A 13,716-nucleotide genomic window follows, 5' to 3' on the forward strand; every position below is an offset into this window, starting at 1 on the left:
CAACTGCATTCAGGAATAAAAGAATTTGATTCGATGAAATTCGAACAATGTAAAACGAACGGTGTGGCCCGCTATTCTGCTCCAAACAGCTCCTTAGCCATCTCAATAAAGAGCTTAGCCGCCAGAGAAGCCTCCTTTAGCGACGGAACAGCAAGCTGCACATCACGGTATACCTGCGGGTCCAATTCCCGGGTCACCACATGCTCCGGAAGCGGCATCCCCGACATGGACATTTCTGATAAAATCGCGAGACCCAGGCCTTCTCTGATCATACTGATCGAGGTGTTGATGTTATAGACCGTGAAAGCTGGGTGCAGCGTAGCGCCCGCCTGCCTGAACATATCGACAAATGGTGATTCATAGCCTCCGTCACAGACGATCATCGGTTCATGGTCAAGATCTTTCAGCGTAATGGCCGAATGACTGGCAAGCGGGTGATCGTCCCTGAGCACGACAGCCATTTTGTCTTTTTTCAAATGGATGTACTCCATCTCCTCTGTTGGATACAGAAGAATGCCGACATCTATCATCCGCGTATGAAGCCACTCCTTGACTTCATTTACAGTTCCCTCGTGCAGCACGAGCTCAAGTTTTGGATATTTTTGTTTAAATTCACTGATCAGCTTCGGCATAAAATAAGCCGAGGCAGTTGAGAATGTGCCGATATGGATCGTTCCCAGTTCAAGCCCTTTTTCCGCTGCTGCTACCTGCTCAACTTTTTCAATGCCTTTTAAGACTTCTCTAATGTGTACTAAGATCTGTTTTCCCGTATCTGTCAGCATCAGGCCATTGCGGCGGTCACGAATGATCAGCTTTACATCAAGCTCAGCTTCGATCGCAGAAATCGCATGGCTGACAGCCGGCTGTGTCATGTTCAGCGCCTGACCCGCTTTTGTAAAGCTTCCCGTTTCAGCTATTTTCACAAAAACCTTTAATTGTGTAATGGTCATAACAATTTACTTATGCTCCTTATAAAAAAGATTCATTTTATTTATCTTATGTTCTACCGTATCATATGATGGAAAAGTTCTACAAGGAGTGAATGAACAATGAAGCAGCTCTCAAAAACGCGGACAGCTCTCCTGCTCGCATTTCTCGTCATCATGTGGGGCGTCAATTGGCCGCTGTCCAAAGCCGCGCTCGCCTATTCTCCGCCATTATTGTTCGCGGGCATCCGAACGCTGATCGGCGGGCTTTTATTAGTCATTGTCGCACTGCCGCGTATTCATAAATTACGCTTAAAAGAAACGTGGCCGATTTATCTTGTTTCTGCTCTTTTAAATATTACATTATTCTACGGCCTGCAAACGATCGGGCTGAATTATCTTCCGGCCGGCCTGTTTTCTGCAATCGTCTTCTTCCAGCCTGTTCTGATGGGTGTATTTTCTTGGCTGTGGCTCGGCGAATCCATGTTTGTAATGAAAGTGATCGGACTCATCCTCGGTTTTGCGGGAGTAGCCGTCATTAGTGCTGCGGGCTTTGGCGGGCATATTTCTGTCATTGGGGTTCTGCTGGCTCTCGGCTCCGCAATCAGCTGGGCGCTCGGAACGGTATATATGAAAAAAACAGGCAGCCGCGTCGATTCCATCTGGATGGTCGCTCTGCAGCTGACGATCGGAAGCGTGTTTCTGCTAATATCCGGCTTTTGGACAGAAAGCTTTTCGGCGATCCAATGGACAGCTCCGTTTATTACAAGCCTGATGTTCATCTCCGTATTCGTTATCGCGCTCGGCTGGCTTGTCTTTTTTACGCTTGTCGGTTCAGGAGAAGCAAGCAAGGTCGCATCTTATACTTTTTTGATTCCGCTCATATCAATCGTGGCCAGCTCCATTTTCCTGCATGAACCGCTCACCCTTAGCCTCTTGGCAGGGCTGCTGCTGATTGTCACGAGCATCTGTCTCGTGAATACAAAATCAAAAGCGCAGAAAGCTGCGGCGATTGGTATAAACGAGAAAGCTGCACAATAATAAAAACCCTCTTGCCGGATGCGGCAAGAGGGTTTCTTATTTACTGATGCTTGCGTCCTTTGACCAAATATGCAACTGTAATCAAAAGGTAGATCGCCGCAGTAATGCCAGTAATGACAATTGATGTTGTCATGATGACCCCGATCAGAATGGCGAGTAATGCCACAATCGCAAACCATGTCGTGTACGGGAACCATTTTACATAATAGGCCGGTGTTTCCGTTTGCTGTTTTCTCGATTTTAAATGAGCGAATCCGATAATCAGCCAAATGAATAAAACGGTATATCCCAATGATCCCATTAAATAATTAAATGTTTGGCTTCCTGCGAACAGAGAAATCAATACGCCAATATAGAGAGAAGAAGTGCACATCAGAATCGCAAACATCGGTACGTTTTTCGATGAAAGCTTAGAGAAGACCTTTGGAAGCCTTCCGTCACTTGCCTGTGTATACAAAATGCGTGATGATCCGTATAAACCTGAATTCATAGAAGAAATGATCGCCAACAGGATGACTGCATTCATGATATGATCCGCGCCCGGAATGCCTACCATTTTAAAGACCATCACGAAAGGACTTTCCGGAACGGAATTGACTTGGTTCCATGGAATCAGGCTGACGATGATGAAAAACGGCAGCAGGTAAAACGCGACAATCCGTGTCAGTGTGCTGCGGACAGCTTTCGGGACAACCTTTTCCGGATTCTTTGTCTCTGCAAGCGTTACACCGATAATTTCTGTACCGCCGTAAGAGTAGATGACGACAAGCATCGCCGTGATCAGCCCTGTGCCGCCGTGCGGGAAAAATCCGCCGTGGTCTGTCAGGTTGGAAAATCCGGATGCTGTATGATCACCGAATGATACAAATAAGAGCAGCAATCCCAGAATAATAAAGATAATAATAACGGTAATCTTGATCATTGCCAGCCAATATTCAGTTTCGGCGAAGATTTTAACAGAAAGCAAGTTTACAATCGTGACGATAAGAGAAATTCCTAATGCCAACACCCAGATCGGGCAGCCCGGCAGCCAATATTGAATGAAAATCGCAGCTACAACAGCTTCAGCCGCAATGTTAAGCACCCACATTTTCCAGTAGATCCAGTCCAAAAAGTAAGCGGCGTAATTTCCCAATACCTGCTGGACAAGATCACGGAAGGTTCTGGCGTTACGGTTTCGAACAGCCATTTCCGCCAGCCCCTGCATAATAAACAGTAAAATAATCCCGCCGAGCAGGTATGCGATAATGACAGATGGCCCTGCCACATCGATCGCTGAGCTGCTCCCCTTAAATAAACCTGCGCCGATTGCTCCGCCCAGCGCCATCATCATAATATGGCGGGACGTCATCGTGCGTTTTAACGTTTGATTGTCGTTTTTCATCCTCTTCTACCTCTCCTTCTCGTTTTCAAAAACAAAAAAGCCCGCCGTCTCCTACCTAATCTAATAGATAAAGAGACGACGAGCCTTCGGCTGACCGCGGTACCACTCTTGTTGATTCTTCATGAAGAATCCTGCTTTTGACCTGTAACGAAGGTTAGCCGTTAAAACATAGGGAATATTCAATCTATTCCGTTCCGTCTTACCACTCCCGGGCGAGTTCAAAGAAGAATCAGGCTGCGTCGCACCACCCCGCAGTTCTCTGTTCTGATCACATTCTTTTACTGCTCCCAATCTATGTGTTTTAGTTTTCTGAAAAACTCAAATTTTATGATCTGAATATATTAACATAATATACGTGCTTCTCTTTTAACTGTCAATAACTTCAGAGAAAAAAGAAACTGTTATTTTGTCCCTTTTCGAATGGCTTTCCAAAAGGATTTTGACTCGTTTCCTAATGCGTAAACTGAAACACCTGCTATTTTATATTGCTTTGCCAGATGGCTTTTCGTTTGAACGGTTTTTTCGTTTTCATACCACACGACATGTTTATGCTTCTTTTTGTCAACATAAGAAAATGTCATCGAGCCTGATTTTTTGTTGAATGCCGGCTTTGCTTTTTGTTTTTTGATGAGGGATTTGAGCTCATTCCATTCCCTTATTGTGCTGGCACTTCCGTCTTTTACGTCCCAGTCATAGCCGTACGCAGGGATTCCCATGATGACTTTATTGGCTTTGATCTTTTTGACTGAAAACTGCAGAGAGCTTTTGATCCAGTTTGTGCTTGCCACTGACCCCGGCTCACCCCAAATGCCGTGTTCGTCGTAGGTCATGACTTGTACGAAGTCGGCATATTTGCCGATTTTCGCATAATCATACGGCCAGCTCCAGTCATCATTTTTATCATCGGCGCTTTTGGCCGGAACGGATACCATTGTTTTAATATGTTTCTTGTTCAAAGCCTGTGAGACATATTGAATGAAGTTCGAGTACGCAGCGCGGTCTTCTGGATTTACTGCTTCAAAATCGATATTGATTCCGTAATATGAGTGCTTTTTGGCCAGTGTAATTAACTGATCTGTGAATCGTTTTTTCGCTGTTTTATTACTCATGACTCGACTCGCTAAATCTCCGTCAAAATCATAAATGGCATCATTATAGTTTGAAATGACAGCCCATGTCTTGATTTTTTTCTTTTTCGCATATGTCAGCTGCTTAGTTGGGGCATCGCCAATGATTTGTCCGTTTTTTTCAAACGCAAATGTATCGGTTGCGATGGCATTCATGTATGTATGATATTTCGTAAGAGAATTGTATGAAGCCGTATCCCCAGTCGTGTAGCCTAGTGTCATTCCGGCTGCCTTCGCTTCTGTTTTTGTATACATAAACAGAACAATCGCAATCGCCAGTGAAACCGCTATGATCAGCCATTTTTTCATCGCATTTCCTCCTATTTCAAGTCATACTCTTCTCATCGGCCAAAAAATTGGAAGTTGAAGTTTTTACAAGCAAAAAGCCCGGCATATGCCTGCCGGGCTTCCTGAGTTCAGCGGTCAGAGACGAGAATATATGCTGCCTTTACAGGTCCGTGCACTCCCACAACTAAATCCATTTCAATGTCTGCTGAGTTGCTCGGTCCGGTAATGTAGTTGATACATGAAGGAACAGTGACACCGTCCGCAATGTTTTGGCGGATGATATCACTGGCTTGTGTCATTCTCGGTACAATGCTTGATTTCGGCACGATCGCAATATAAGTCGTCGGCAGAAGGCTGACAGATCGGCCGATGTCTTTTGAGGAGAAGAGGACAACCGTCCCCGACTCAGCCAATGTCATTTCGCTGAATGTAATCCCTACATTGGCTTGCTCCGCTTTTTTGATATTTTTCTCGCCTTTGTCAGCATCCCACTCCCAGACCGGCGTTCCTTCACTCGGCCAGTCCTTGGTGAGCAGGCTTTTCAGTCCGTATTCTTCAAAGCGGGGGTCCTTCGGAATGATGACAGGGCCTCCGGAAAAGCGGCTGACTTGCTCACGCAGGGCATCGTAAAGGCCGGTTGAATCCGTTTCAATCAGCTCTGTATGGATTTTGACACAATGGTTTTTGAGCACTGTGACTAAGTCATCCGCTGAATAACCTTCAAGTGTTTTATATTGCGGCTGATGCGCCCACTCAGGAACTGCCACGCCTCCTGTTCTTCTTTCACGGCCAAGGCTGGATGCGATTCGGTTTAAAAAGCTCTCTTGATTCTGAATGGTTCCCTTCGTCATCACTGCTCCTCCTTCGTGCGTTCACTTGTTTCTCTGTCTGCAAACCAGTCTCTGAATCTCGATTTATGCGGTGCCGGGAAGTCGCGGATCTGTGTCCAGCTTTTGAGCGGGCCGGGACCCTTCGAAATTTTTTCGTCCTCTGTAAAAGGTGTCATGGCGGCCGGCGCCCATTTTGAGCCCATTTTGTATAGTGACAAGGAGGATGCGCCAAGTCCGAACGCTTTCATCGCAAGCTTTTCACTGATCGGCGCTCTGCCTTCTTTTTCGACGATGTTTTGGCGATGCTTGAGAAGAAGCTCGTGCAGCGGAATTTTGACCGGGCAGGCTTCTGTACAAGCAGCGCACAGTGAAGAAGCGTACGGCAGCTCCTTATAATCGTCATAACCGCCGAGCAATGGCGATAAAACCGCTCCGATCGGCCCCGAGTAGATTGAGCCGTATGAATGTCCGCCGACATGGCGGTACACAGGGCAGACATTGATACAGGCGGCACAGCGGATACATTGCAGCACAGACTGGAATTCCGTTCCTAGGATGTTGGATCGTCCATTGTCAACGATGACAAGATGGAATTCTTCCGGACCATCCACTTCACCTTCCAGCTTCGGACCCGTCAATGCTGTAATATAACTTGTCAGCCGCTGTCCGACAGCACTTCTTGTCAGCATGCTGACAAGCACTTCAAATTCAGAAAATGACGGGACAATCCGTTCCATTCCCATGACGGTAATTTGTGTTTTCGGCAAGGTGCTCACAAGCCGTCCATTTCCTTCATTGGTCACAAGGCTGACGGAACCCGTGTCAGCGATGGCGAAGTTACAGCCGGTAATGCCGATATCCGCTTCCAGAAACTTTTTCCGGAGAATGGCGCGCGCATGCATCACCAGCTCTTCCGGTTTTTCTGTATGTTGATAGTCCAGTCTTTCTTTAAACACATCGCGTATCTGCTCTTTATTTTTATGAAGGGCGGGCGCTACGATATGTGACGGCGGATCGTGATCATCAATCTGCAAAATGTACTCGCCGAGATCGGTTTCTACGACTTCACAGCCTTCCTTCTCCAGCACCTCATTCAGATTGATTTCCTCTGTGACCATTGATTTAGATTTCACAATTTTCTTCCCGTTCTTCTTTTGAATGACATCGCGAATATAAGAAGACGCCTCTTCCGCTGTTTCCGCGAAATAGACATGTCCGCCTCTTTTCGCCACATTTTCGGCAAGCTGTCCAAGATAGAAATCAAGGTTTTCAAGGACATGCTGCCTGATTTCCTCTGATAATGAGCGCCACTCCTCCCAGTTTCCCAGTTCTTCTGCTGCCTCTAGGCGCCGCGTCCGCAGACGCTCCTGTGCACCCGAAACAGCGCCTCTCATAAATTCATTATCAATCCCCTGTGATACCCGCTCTTTAAAAGCGTCAGTACCGATTTTCATCGCCATGATCCTTTCCCCCTCTGAATCCAGTTTTATCTGCTGTTGAGCACTTCGGCGATGTGCATCACTTTGACATTCTTATCTTTTCGGCCAAGCCGTCCCCCGATATTCATCAAACAGCCGCAGTCAGCACCGATCAACACCTCTGCTCCCGTTTCCTCCACACATTCGACTTTTTCATCGACCATCTGCTCAGAAATCTGCGCCATCTTGACTGAGAACGTTCCTCCGAATCCGCAGCAGTTATGTTTGCCCGGAAGCTCTGTAAACTGCAGGCCCTTCACATGGCTCAACAGCTTCATCGGCTCCTCCCGAACACCCAGCAGCCTAGTCATATGGCACGACGTATGTAAGGTCGCTTTTGTATGAAGGGTCGCGCCGACATCCTCTACTCCAAGGACGTTCACAATAAAATCTGTCAGTTCATACGTTTTATCCGCCAGCTTTTGCGCTTTATCGGCCCATTTCGGATCATCCTGAAACAGGTGCGGATACTCCCGGAACATCGTTGTGCAGGAACCGGAAGGACTGACAACATATTCGGAATCCTGAAACGTTTCGATCATCCGTTTCATTGCTTTTTTGGCGTCATTTACATAGCCGCTGTTGTAAGCCGGCTGCCCGCAGCAAATCTGCCCTTCCGGAAAATCAACCTCACACCCAAGCCGCTCCAGCAGCTCAACCGTTGCTTTTCCGACATTTGTTTGAAACATATCAACAAGACAAGTGACAAAAAGTGAGACTTTCATGATGAACCCCTCTCTCATCCCCAATATATGATCAGGTCATCTGATGACCTGAGTTAAAATAACTATATGAATATCGTACACTATTCTGACAATGGAAGGGAAGGGTTTTCTAGGGATATTTTCATTTGTGGCATATCAAAAACACTCCCGATCTTCCAGGAGTGCAGTATATGGTTAAATCCAGCCCTTTTCCTCAGCGATGCTGGCGGCTTCTGTCCGATTTTTCGCATTAAGCTTTTGGATGATTTCTGAGATATAGTTTCGAACTGTGCCTTGAGATAAATAGAGCTCAAGCGTAATGTCTTTAGTTGTCTTGCCTAAAGCCGCAAGCCTCAGAATTTCTTGCTCTCTAACGGTTAGCGGATTTTCGTCTCGCATCATATTAAACGTCAGCTCGGGGCTGAAGACACGTTTTCCCTTTACACATTTTCGAATGGCATCGGCCAGATCGTCAATTTCGCCGTCTTTCAGCAGATAGCCATGTGCACCGGCCTTTACGGCGCGTTCAAAATATCCGGGGCGGGCAAAGGTGGTTAAAATAATGACCTTGCTGACGCAGCCTTTTTTCATTAATTCCTCTGCCACATCCAGCCCGCTTCGAACCGGCATTTCAATGTCCATAATGCATACATCCGGCTCCAGCTTCAAAATAGCATGTAGCGCCTCTTCCCCGTTTAATGCTTGTCCGATGACTGTCATATCCTCTTCTAAATCAAGCAAAGATCCCAAAGCGCCTAAAAGCATGCGCTGGTCCTCAGCAATAAACAGACGAATCATTCTTTTCGTCCTCCAATCATTCTGCTTTTTTAATAAGCGGAATCGTCAGTGCCACAACCGTTCCGTTATGATCTGAAACCGTTAATCCCCCTTCAATGAGCATGAGCCGTTCTTCCATTCCCCGCAGGCCATTCCCAAACAATTTCTCCTTCGCCACTCCCTTTCCGTCATCCCGTATCACGATCCTCATTTTGTCAGCAAACTGAGAAATGGTGATGGCACAGTGGGTTGCTTTGCTGTGCTTGATAATGTTAGTCACGGCTTCCCGCATACACATACTGATAATATTTTGAGCGACGGGAGATATCGCTGAAAAGTCGTCGGCTCCTTCGTATTGAAAGGTAATGTTCCCCGCTCTTAATATGTGCTGAATGTTTACGAGCTCCTCTGTTATCGTGACCGTTCTCATATCAGAAACCAGCTCTCGAACTTGCTTGAGTGCGGAGCGTGAACTGGTTTCCATTTCTTTTGCCTCAAGCCTGGTCCGTTCTGGATCAGATGCAGCCAGCCGCTGAATGAGCTGGCTTTTTAATGTAAGCAGCGACAGGGTGTGGCCAAGAGTATCGTGAAGATCACGGGCGATTCGAACACGCTCCTCTCTTTTAGAGAGTTCTTTTATCTGTTCGTTGGCTTGTGCAAGCTTATTTTCAAGCTCAATCCTCCGAAACATAGAACGAATGCCGAATGGAGAAATGAGCATAATGACGAGAAACGGGAGAGCAGAAAAAAGCTCCCGGAGCGAGACCGAATTCGCGATAAATTGGTATAGGCATGGAAAAAGCAGTATAAAGATTAAAGCGCAGAACGCACGGTTAAAATTCGTTTTCTCTTTGTAATAACCAACAAAGTTTGCCGGGAAAAAACCTAAGTATATATAGGTGATATTGTAAAACACACTATATATCAAAATAACCGCCATTTGCACGACAAGCCAATATGTAAACGAAGCTTTGCCCACGCTGCAGAATAACTGGCGATATGCCGCTACAAAAAGGAGCAGCATGCCATATCCGATCCCCTGTTTGACACCTGATTCTTTTAATAAAGAGAGGAACGGCATAATCGTATACACCAGAAAGATATAAGGGAAAAACCCGAATTCCTTCGGGAAAATAAATATTGCCTTTTTCATGTATTACACCGCTTCTTGTTTTCTTCTTATATATTTAGATAGTAGCATGAAGAGCATCATATAAGCGATTAATATCAGAATATTTTTCCAAGTCGGACTCCCACCCCGGACAAGTTCCCACGCTCCGCTCCCGAAATGATAAGACGGAAGCCACTGGCCAATGTTCTGCATCATGTCAGGCATGACCTCAAACGGCATCCACATCCCCCCGCCTAAAGCCAGCAGCATATAAAGCACATTACTGATTCCGGCCGCTGTTTCTACTTTTCTCATGAGGCCGATTAGTGTGCCTAATGCTAAAAAAGGCAATGCGCCAAACAAAATCCACAGTCCGCTCATCATCCATTCAAACGGTGACAAGGCAATATCATTGATGATTGCGCCGAACAGAAATATGACGGTAATCGATAAAACGTGAATGACACTTTGGCCGATCATCTGAGCTGATAAATAGATATGATCCTGAAGAGGCGTAAGGCGGATAAAGGCGGCCCAGCCTTGTGACCGTTCTTGTACCATTCGGATGCCAAGCGTCATGATAGAGGAACCCATCACGCTGAAGACTGTCATCGACATCAGGTAATGGGCTTCCCATGCACGTTGATCAGGGACGTTGGTATTCACTACATTTGTAAAGAAATAATAAAAGGCAATCGGCATGATCAGAGACCAAAGCACAAAGTACTTGTTCCTAAGCACCCTTTTCATTTCAGCGATGCTTTGCTTTTGCAGCATGTTCACTCACATCGCCTCCCTGTTGCCGTCAGCCAGCTGGCGAAATGCCTCATCGAGCGTCGCTTGCTCAATTCGAATATCTCGTGCTGGGATGTTTTCTTGAAAGATCAGCGCCAACACTTTGTCTGTATTTGATGTCTGGATGATGGTTCTCTCATGCTCGTGGATCACTCTCTCGACTTCCGGGTGACAAGACAGCCTTTCCAATGATTCACTTGGATGAAGCGTAAAGGAAACAGACTGTTTTTGAATTCTTGAGCGGATTTGCATTGGTGAGTCGTCTGCAACAAGCTGTCCTTCAGTAAAAAATAGGATTCGCTGTGCGGCATCATCTGCTTCCTGTAAATAATGAGTTGAAAAAATAATCGTTTTTCCTTGGTCCGACAGTCCGTGAATGGTCTGCCAGAATCGATGTCTTGATGAAGTGTCCATGCCGACTGTCGGTTCATCAAGTATAAGCAGCTCCGGGTTCCCGGCAAGAGCCAAAGCAAAGCTCAAACGGCGTTTTTGTCCGCCGGATAATTTTTCTGCTCTTGTTTTCAAATCTTCTTTGGTGAGTGCTGTTAACGAAACGAGTTCTTTCATGGACAATGGATTCGGATAATAGCTCCGGAAGAGTTCAAGGATTTCATCCACCTTAAGGCCCGGCATGACACTTACTTCCTGAAGCATTACACCTATCTTTTCACGAACCTGTTGATCATCGGGAACCCGGTTAAATAGTTTGATTTCTCCCTCACTCGGTTTCAGCAATCCTAATATCATAGAGATGACGGTCGTCTTCCCTGCCCCATTTGGCCCGAGAATGGCTGCAATTTCTCCTTTTTCAATACTGAAGCTGATGTGGTTTACAGCGGTTTTTCGCTGGAAATGTTTTGTCACGTTGCTTACTGTTACTGCTTCTTTCATCACATGAGCACCTCCTGATCGTTTACATTGATTGTAAAATGACGGAGAAGACGATGTTAGTATGGGGTGTCATGATGATGGAGTGACAAATGTCATTTTCTTTCTCACCGCCGGTGTCTAGGCAATCCTCCTCCTGCATCTTCCAATTCATCCATCTTTTCTATCTCCCATGTCCTCTTTCTTTTAAACTGCTGTGACATTCATAGAAAGATACACTCTTCAAACCATCCGAGTGTTATGATAGACATATTGAACTTTATATTACTTTCCGGCTGAAAGGAGCCAATCATGAACGAAGCGATTTTGTCTAGAAATCATGTGAAGGTGAAAGACAGCGGCAAAGCATCTATCATGTTCGCACCTGGTTTTGGATGCGATCAAAGCGTGTGGAATGCCGTGGCACCTGCCTTTGAAGAAGATCATCAGGTGATTTTATTTGATTACGTCGGTTCGGGACATTCAGATTTGCGCGCATATGACCTGAATCGTTACCAGACACTTGACGGCTATGCCCAGGATGTTCTTGATGTTTGTGAAGCTTTAGATCTGAAGGAAACCGTGTTTGTGGGGCACTCCGTCGGGGCCTTGATTGGGATGCTTGCATCCATCCGCCGCCCGGAGCTTTTTTCCCATCTGGTGATGGTGGGGCCTTCTCCTTGCTATTTGAATGATCCGCCTGAGTATTACGGAGGATTTGAAGAGGAGCAGCTCCTTGGCTTGCTGGAGATGATGGAGAAAAATTATATCGGCTGGGCAACTGTATTTGCGGCAACCGTTCTGAATCAGCCAGATCGGCCTGAAATTAAGGAAGAGCTTGAAAGCCGTTTTTGTTCTACTGATCCTGTCATTGCCCGCCAATTCGCGAAGGCGGCGTTTTTTTCTGATCACCGAGAAGATCTTTCGAAGGTAACGGTTCCCTCTCTTATTCTCCAATGTGCAGATGATATCATCGCACCTGCAACAGTAGGTAAGTATATGCACCAGCATCTGCCTTATAGCAGTCTGAAACAAATGGAGGCTCGCGGACATTGCCCTCATATGAGCCATCCAGATGAGACGATACAGCTGATCGGTGATTATTTAAAAGCACACGTGTGATATAGGAACGAAAGGGATAGAGGTGACCCTCTTAGATGGACAAACAATTGAATGATGCACCATGCGGTTTCCTCGCTTTGTCAGAAGAGGGGTCGATCATAGCTGCCAACCGCACCCTTATCAAGATTCTGGATTATGAACCGGAGCAGGTTATCGGCCAGCACATGAATATGATGTTGACCATTCCCGCACAGCTTTTCTGCCAGCTTTATTTTTTTCCGCTTTTGAAATTGGAGCATCACATCGAAGAAATATACATTTCCTTGAAAGCAAGAGATGGAGAAGAAATTCCCGTCCTTATCAATGCTATTGCGAGACACGATAGCGGGGCTTCTGTCTTTGATTGTGTTCTGATTCCAATGCGAAAGCGAAATGAATATGAAAATGAGCTGCTGATAGCCAGAAATGAGGCTCAGGAAGCTTTGCTTGCCAAACAGAAAGCCAATGCGGAGTTAGAAATTGCCTTGGAAACGCTGAAAGCAAAACAAGAAGAACTTCTTGAGATCAACAAACAAAATCAACAATTTAAATTAAACACCAAAAGAGAGCTTGAACTCGCCAGAAAGATCCAGAAAAACTCGTTGACTGAACCGATTGTAAACGATCAGGTTCAGATTGACTCTTATTACAATGCATCGAGTGAATTGTCAGGTGATCTTTACGGATATTATCAAATCGATGAACACCGTTACGGCATTATTATCCTTGATGTGATGGGGCACGGAATTTCATCTGCATTGATTACGATGTCTCTTCATCCTTTGTTCCAGCGCCAGATCACACAAGGTCTCAGCCCCGTTAAAGTTATGAAGGAATTGGACCGGCACCTTCACAGCTTGTTTCAAAATGATGAGGAAGCAAGACATTATTGCACTGCTATTTATCTCGAGATTGACATAGCACGGCAAAGAATTGATTATGTCAACGCAGGGCATCCGCCGGCACTTTGGCAGGACGATAGCGGAACTCAACATCTGCTTCACGCTACCTCGCCTCCGATCGGAATGTTTGAAGACTTAGTGTTTCAGTCAAGCAGCCTTTCATACACGGAGGGCGGTAGATTGCTTCTGTATACGGATGGCGTGATGGATCCTACGGCTTCATGTTATTTATTTGATTTACTAAAGGATCATCCTGATTCGCCGATCACAGACTTGAAGGAGAAAATCCTTACATCACTCGAGCATCAAAAGGAAGCTCATCATAAGAGTGATGACGAATGTTTTATATTAGTTGATGTAAAATAAAATGATCCATGAGACATAA

At 45.8% G+C, this 13,716-nt stretch carries 13 protein-coding genes and 1 other annotated feature; of the genes, 3 read left to right on the plus strand and 10 right to left on the minus strand.

From position 1 onward, the window contains the following. Positions 1-71 precede the first annotated feature (71 nt). A complete protein-coding gene (locus tag NYE53_RS17085; RefSeq protein ID WP_003228316.1) occupies positions 72-950 on the minus strand; it encodes a LysR family transcriptional regulator in 879 nt (292 codons plus the stop codon). A gap of 99 nt (positions 951-1,049) precedes the next feature. Between NYE53_RS17085 and NYE53_RS17090 the strand changes: the two genes are divergently transcribed. After that, a complete protein-coding gene (locus NYE53_RS17090) occupies positions 1,050-1,967 on the plus strand; it encodes a DMT family transporter (protein ID WP_021480626.1) in 918 nt (305 codons plus the stop codon). A gap of 40 nt (positions 1,968-2,007) precedes the next feature. On the opposite strand, the gene NYE53_RS17095 is transcribed toward NYE53_RS17090, so the two are convergent. From NYE53_RS17095 to NYE53_RS17135, 9 genes are all read right to left on the minus strand, one after another. After that, positions 2,008-3,351, minus strand: coding sequence for an amino acid permease (locus NYE53_RS17095; RefSeq protein ID WP_003228313.1), 1,344 nt, complete (start codon positions 3,349-3,351; stop codon positions 2,008-2,010). Positions 3,352-3,419: 68 nt separating this feature from the next. Next, positions 3,420-3,655, minus strand: a binding site (T-box leader). A 97-nt stretch (positions 3,656-3,752) separates the two neighbouring features. Then, the gene (locus NYE53_RS17100) at positions 3,753-4,787 is read right to left on the minus strand and encodes a glycoside hydrolase family 18 protein (RefSeq protein WP_339245812.1); all 1,035 of its coding nucleotides are present in this window, start codon (positions 4,785-4,787) and stop codon (positions 3,753-3,755) included. 107 nt (positions 4,788-4,894) lie between these two features. Next, positions 4,895-5,617: a lactate utilization protein LutC gene (gene lutC, locus NYE53_RS17105; RefSeq protein ID WP_339245814.1), complete on the minus strand. Its 723-nt coding sequence runs from the start codon at positions 5,615-5,617 to the stop codon at positions 4,895-4,897. Further along, complete coding sequence (gene lutB, locus NYE53_RS17110; protein ID WP_014665427.1) at positions 5,617-7,056, minus strand: lactate utilization iron-sulfur protein LutB; 1,440 nt, start codon at positions 7,054-7,056, stop codon at positions 5,617-5,619. Before lutB ends, lutC begins: the two co-directional genes overlap by 1 nt. 26 nt (positions 7,057-7,082) lie before the next feature. Continuing rightward, on the minus strand, positions 7,083-7,799 hold the full coding sequence (gene lutA / locus NYE53_RS17115; protein WP_024573483.1) for a lactate utilization iron-sulfur protein LutA: 717 nt from the start codon (positions 7,797-7,799) through the stop codon (positions 7,083-7,085). Between the two features lie 174 nt (positions 7,800-7,973). Next, positions 7,974-8,576 carry a two-component system response regulator YvfU gene (gene yvfU / locus NYE53_RS17120; protein ID WP_015251201.1) on the minus strand — a complete coding sequence of 201 codons (603 nt, stop codon included), beginning with the start codon at positions 8,574-8,576 and terminating at the stop codon, positions 7,974-7,976. A gap of 16 nt (positions 8,577-8,592) precedes the next feature. Then, complete coding sequence (gene yvfT / locus NYE53_RS17125) at positions 8,593-9,708, minus strand: two-component system sensor histidine kinase YvfT (protein WP_339245816.1); 1,116 nt, start codon at positions 9,706-9,708, stop codon at positions 8,593-8,595. A 3-nt stretch (positions 9,709-9,711) separates the two neighbouring features. After that, positions 9,712-10,449, minus strand: coding sequence for an ABC transporter permease (locus tag NYE53_RS17130; protein WP_015384679.1), 738 nt, complete (start codon positions 10,447-10,449; stop codon positions 9,712-9,714). Then, the gene (locus NYE53_RS17135) at positions 10,450-11,355 is read right to left on the minus strand and encodes an ABC transporter ATP-binding protein (RefSeq protein ID WP_339245820.1); all 906 of its coding nucleotides are present in this window, start codon (positions 11,353-11,355) and stop codon (positions 10,450-10,452) included. It lies immediately after the preceding gene. 285 nt (positions 11,356-11,640) lie between these two features. On the opposite strand from NYE53_RS17135, the gene rsbQ reads away from it, so the two are divergent. Then, a complete protein-coding gene (gene rsbQ / locus NYE53_RS17140) occupies positions 11,641-12,450 on the plus strand; it encodes a sigma factor SigB/phosphatase RsbP regulator RsbQ (protein WP_339245823.1) in 810 nt (269 codons plus the stop codon). Positions 12,451-12,485: 35 nt separating this feature from the next. Then, complete coding sequence (gene rsbP / locus NYE53_RS17145; RefSeq protein WP_339245827.1) at positions 12,486-13,697, plus strand: phosphoserine phosphatase RsbP; 1,212 nt, start codon at positions 12,486-12,488, stop codon at positions 13,695-13,697. Positions 13,698-13,716 lie beyond the last annotated feature (19 nt).

This window comes from Bacillus sp. FSL R5-0523 (assembly GCF_037975295.1).
In the GTDB taxonomy this organism is placed as follows: Bacteria; Bacillota; Bacilli; order Bacillales; family Bacillaceae; genus Bacillus; species Bacillus subtilis.

Excerpts from the sequence above, each read along its gene's own strand:
- NYE53_RS17085 (WP_003228316.1), bottom strand. The coding sequence starts at position 950 with ATGACCATTACACAATTAAAGGTTTTTGTGAAAATAGCTGAAACGGGA.
- NYE53_RS17090 (WP_021480626.1), top strand. The coding sequence starts at position 1,050 with ATGAAGCAGCTCTCAAAAACGCGGACAGCTCTCCTGCTCGCATTTCTC.
- NYE53_RS17095 (WP_003228313.1), bottom strand. The coding sequence starts at position 3,351 with ATGAAAAACGACAATCAAACGTTAAAACGCACGATGACGTCCCGCCAT.
- NYE53_RS17100 (WP_339245812.1), bottom strand. The coding sequence starts at position 4,787 with ATGAAAAAATGGCTGATCATAGCGGTTTCACTGGCGATTGCGATTGTT.
- lutC (WP_339245814.1), bottom strand. The coding sequence starts at position 5,617 with ATGACGAAGGGAACCATTCAGAATCAAGAGAGCTTTTTAAACCGAATC.
- lutB (WP_014665427.1), bottom strand. The coding sequence starts at position 7,056 with ATGGCGATGAAAATCGGTACTGACGCTTTTAAAGAGCGGGTATCACAG.
- lutA (WP_024573483.1), bottom strand. The coding sequence starts at position 7,799 with ATGAAAGTCTCACTTTTTGTCACTTGTCTTGTTGATATGTTTCAAACA.
- yvfU (WP_015251201.1), bottom strand. The coding sequence starts at position 8,576 with ATGATTCGTCTGTTTATTGCTGAGGACCAGCGCATGCTTTTAGGCGCT.
- yvfT (WP_339245816.1), bottom strand. The coding sequence starts at position 9,708 with ATGAAAAAGGCAATATTTATTTTCCCGAAGGAATTCGGGTTTTTCCCT.
- rsbQ (WP_339245823.1), top strand. The coding sequence starts at position 11,641 with ATGAACGAAGCGATTTTGTCTAGAAATCATGTGAAGGTGAAAGACAGC.
- rsbP (WP_339245827.1), top strand. The coding sequence starts at position 12,486 with ATGGACAAACAATTGAATGATGCACCATGCGGTTTCCTCGCTTTGTCA.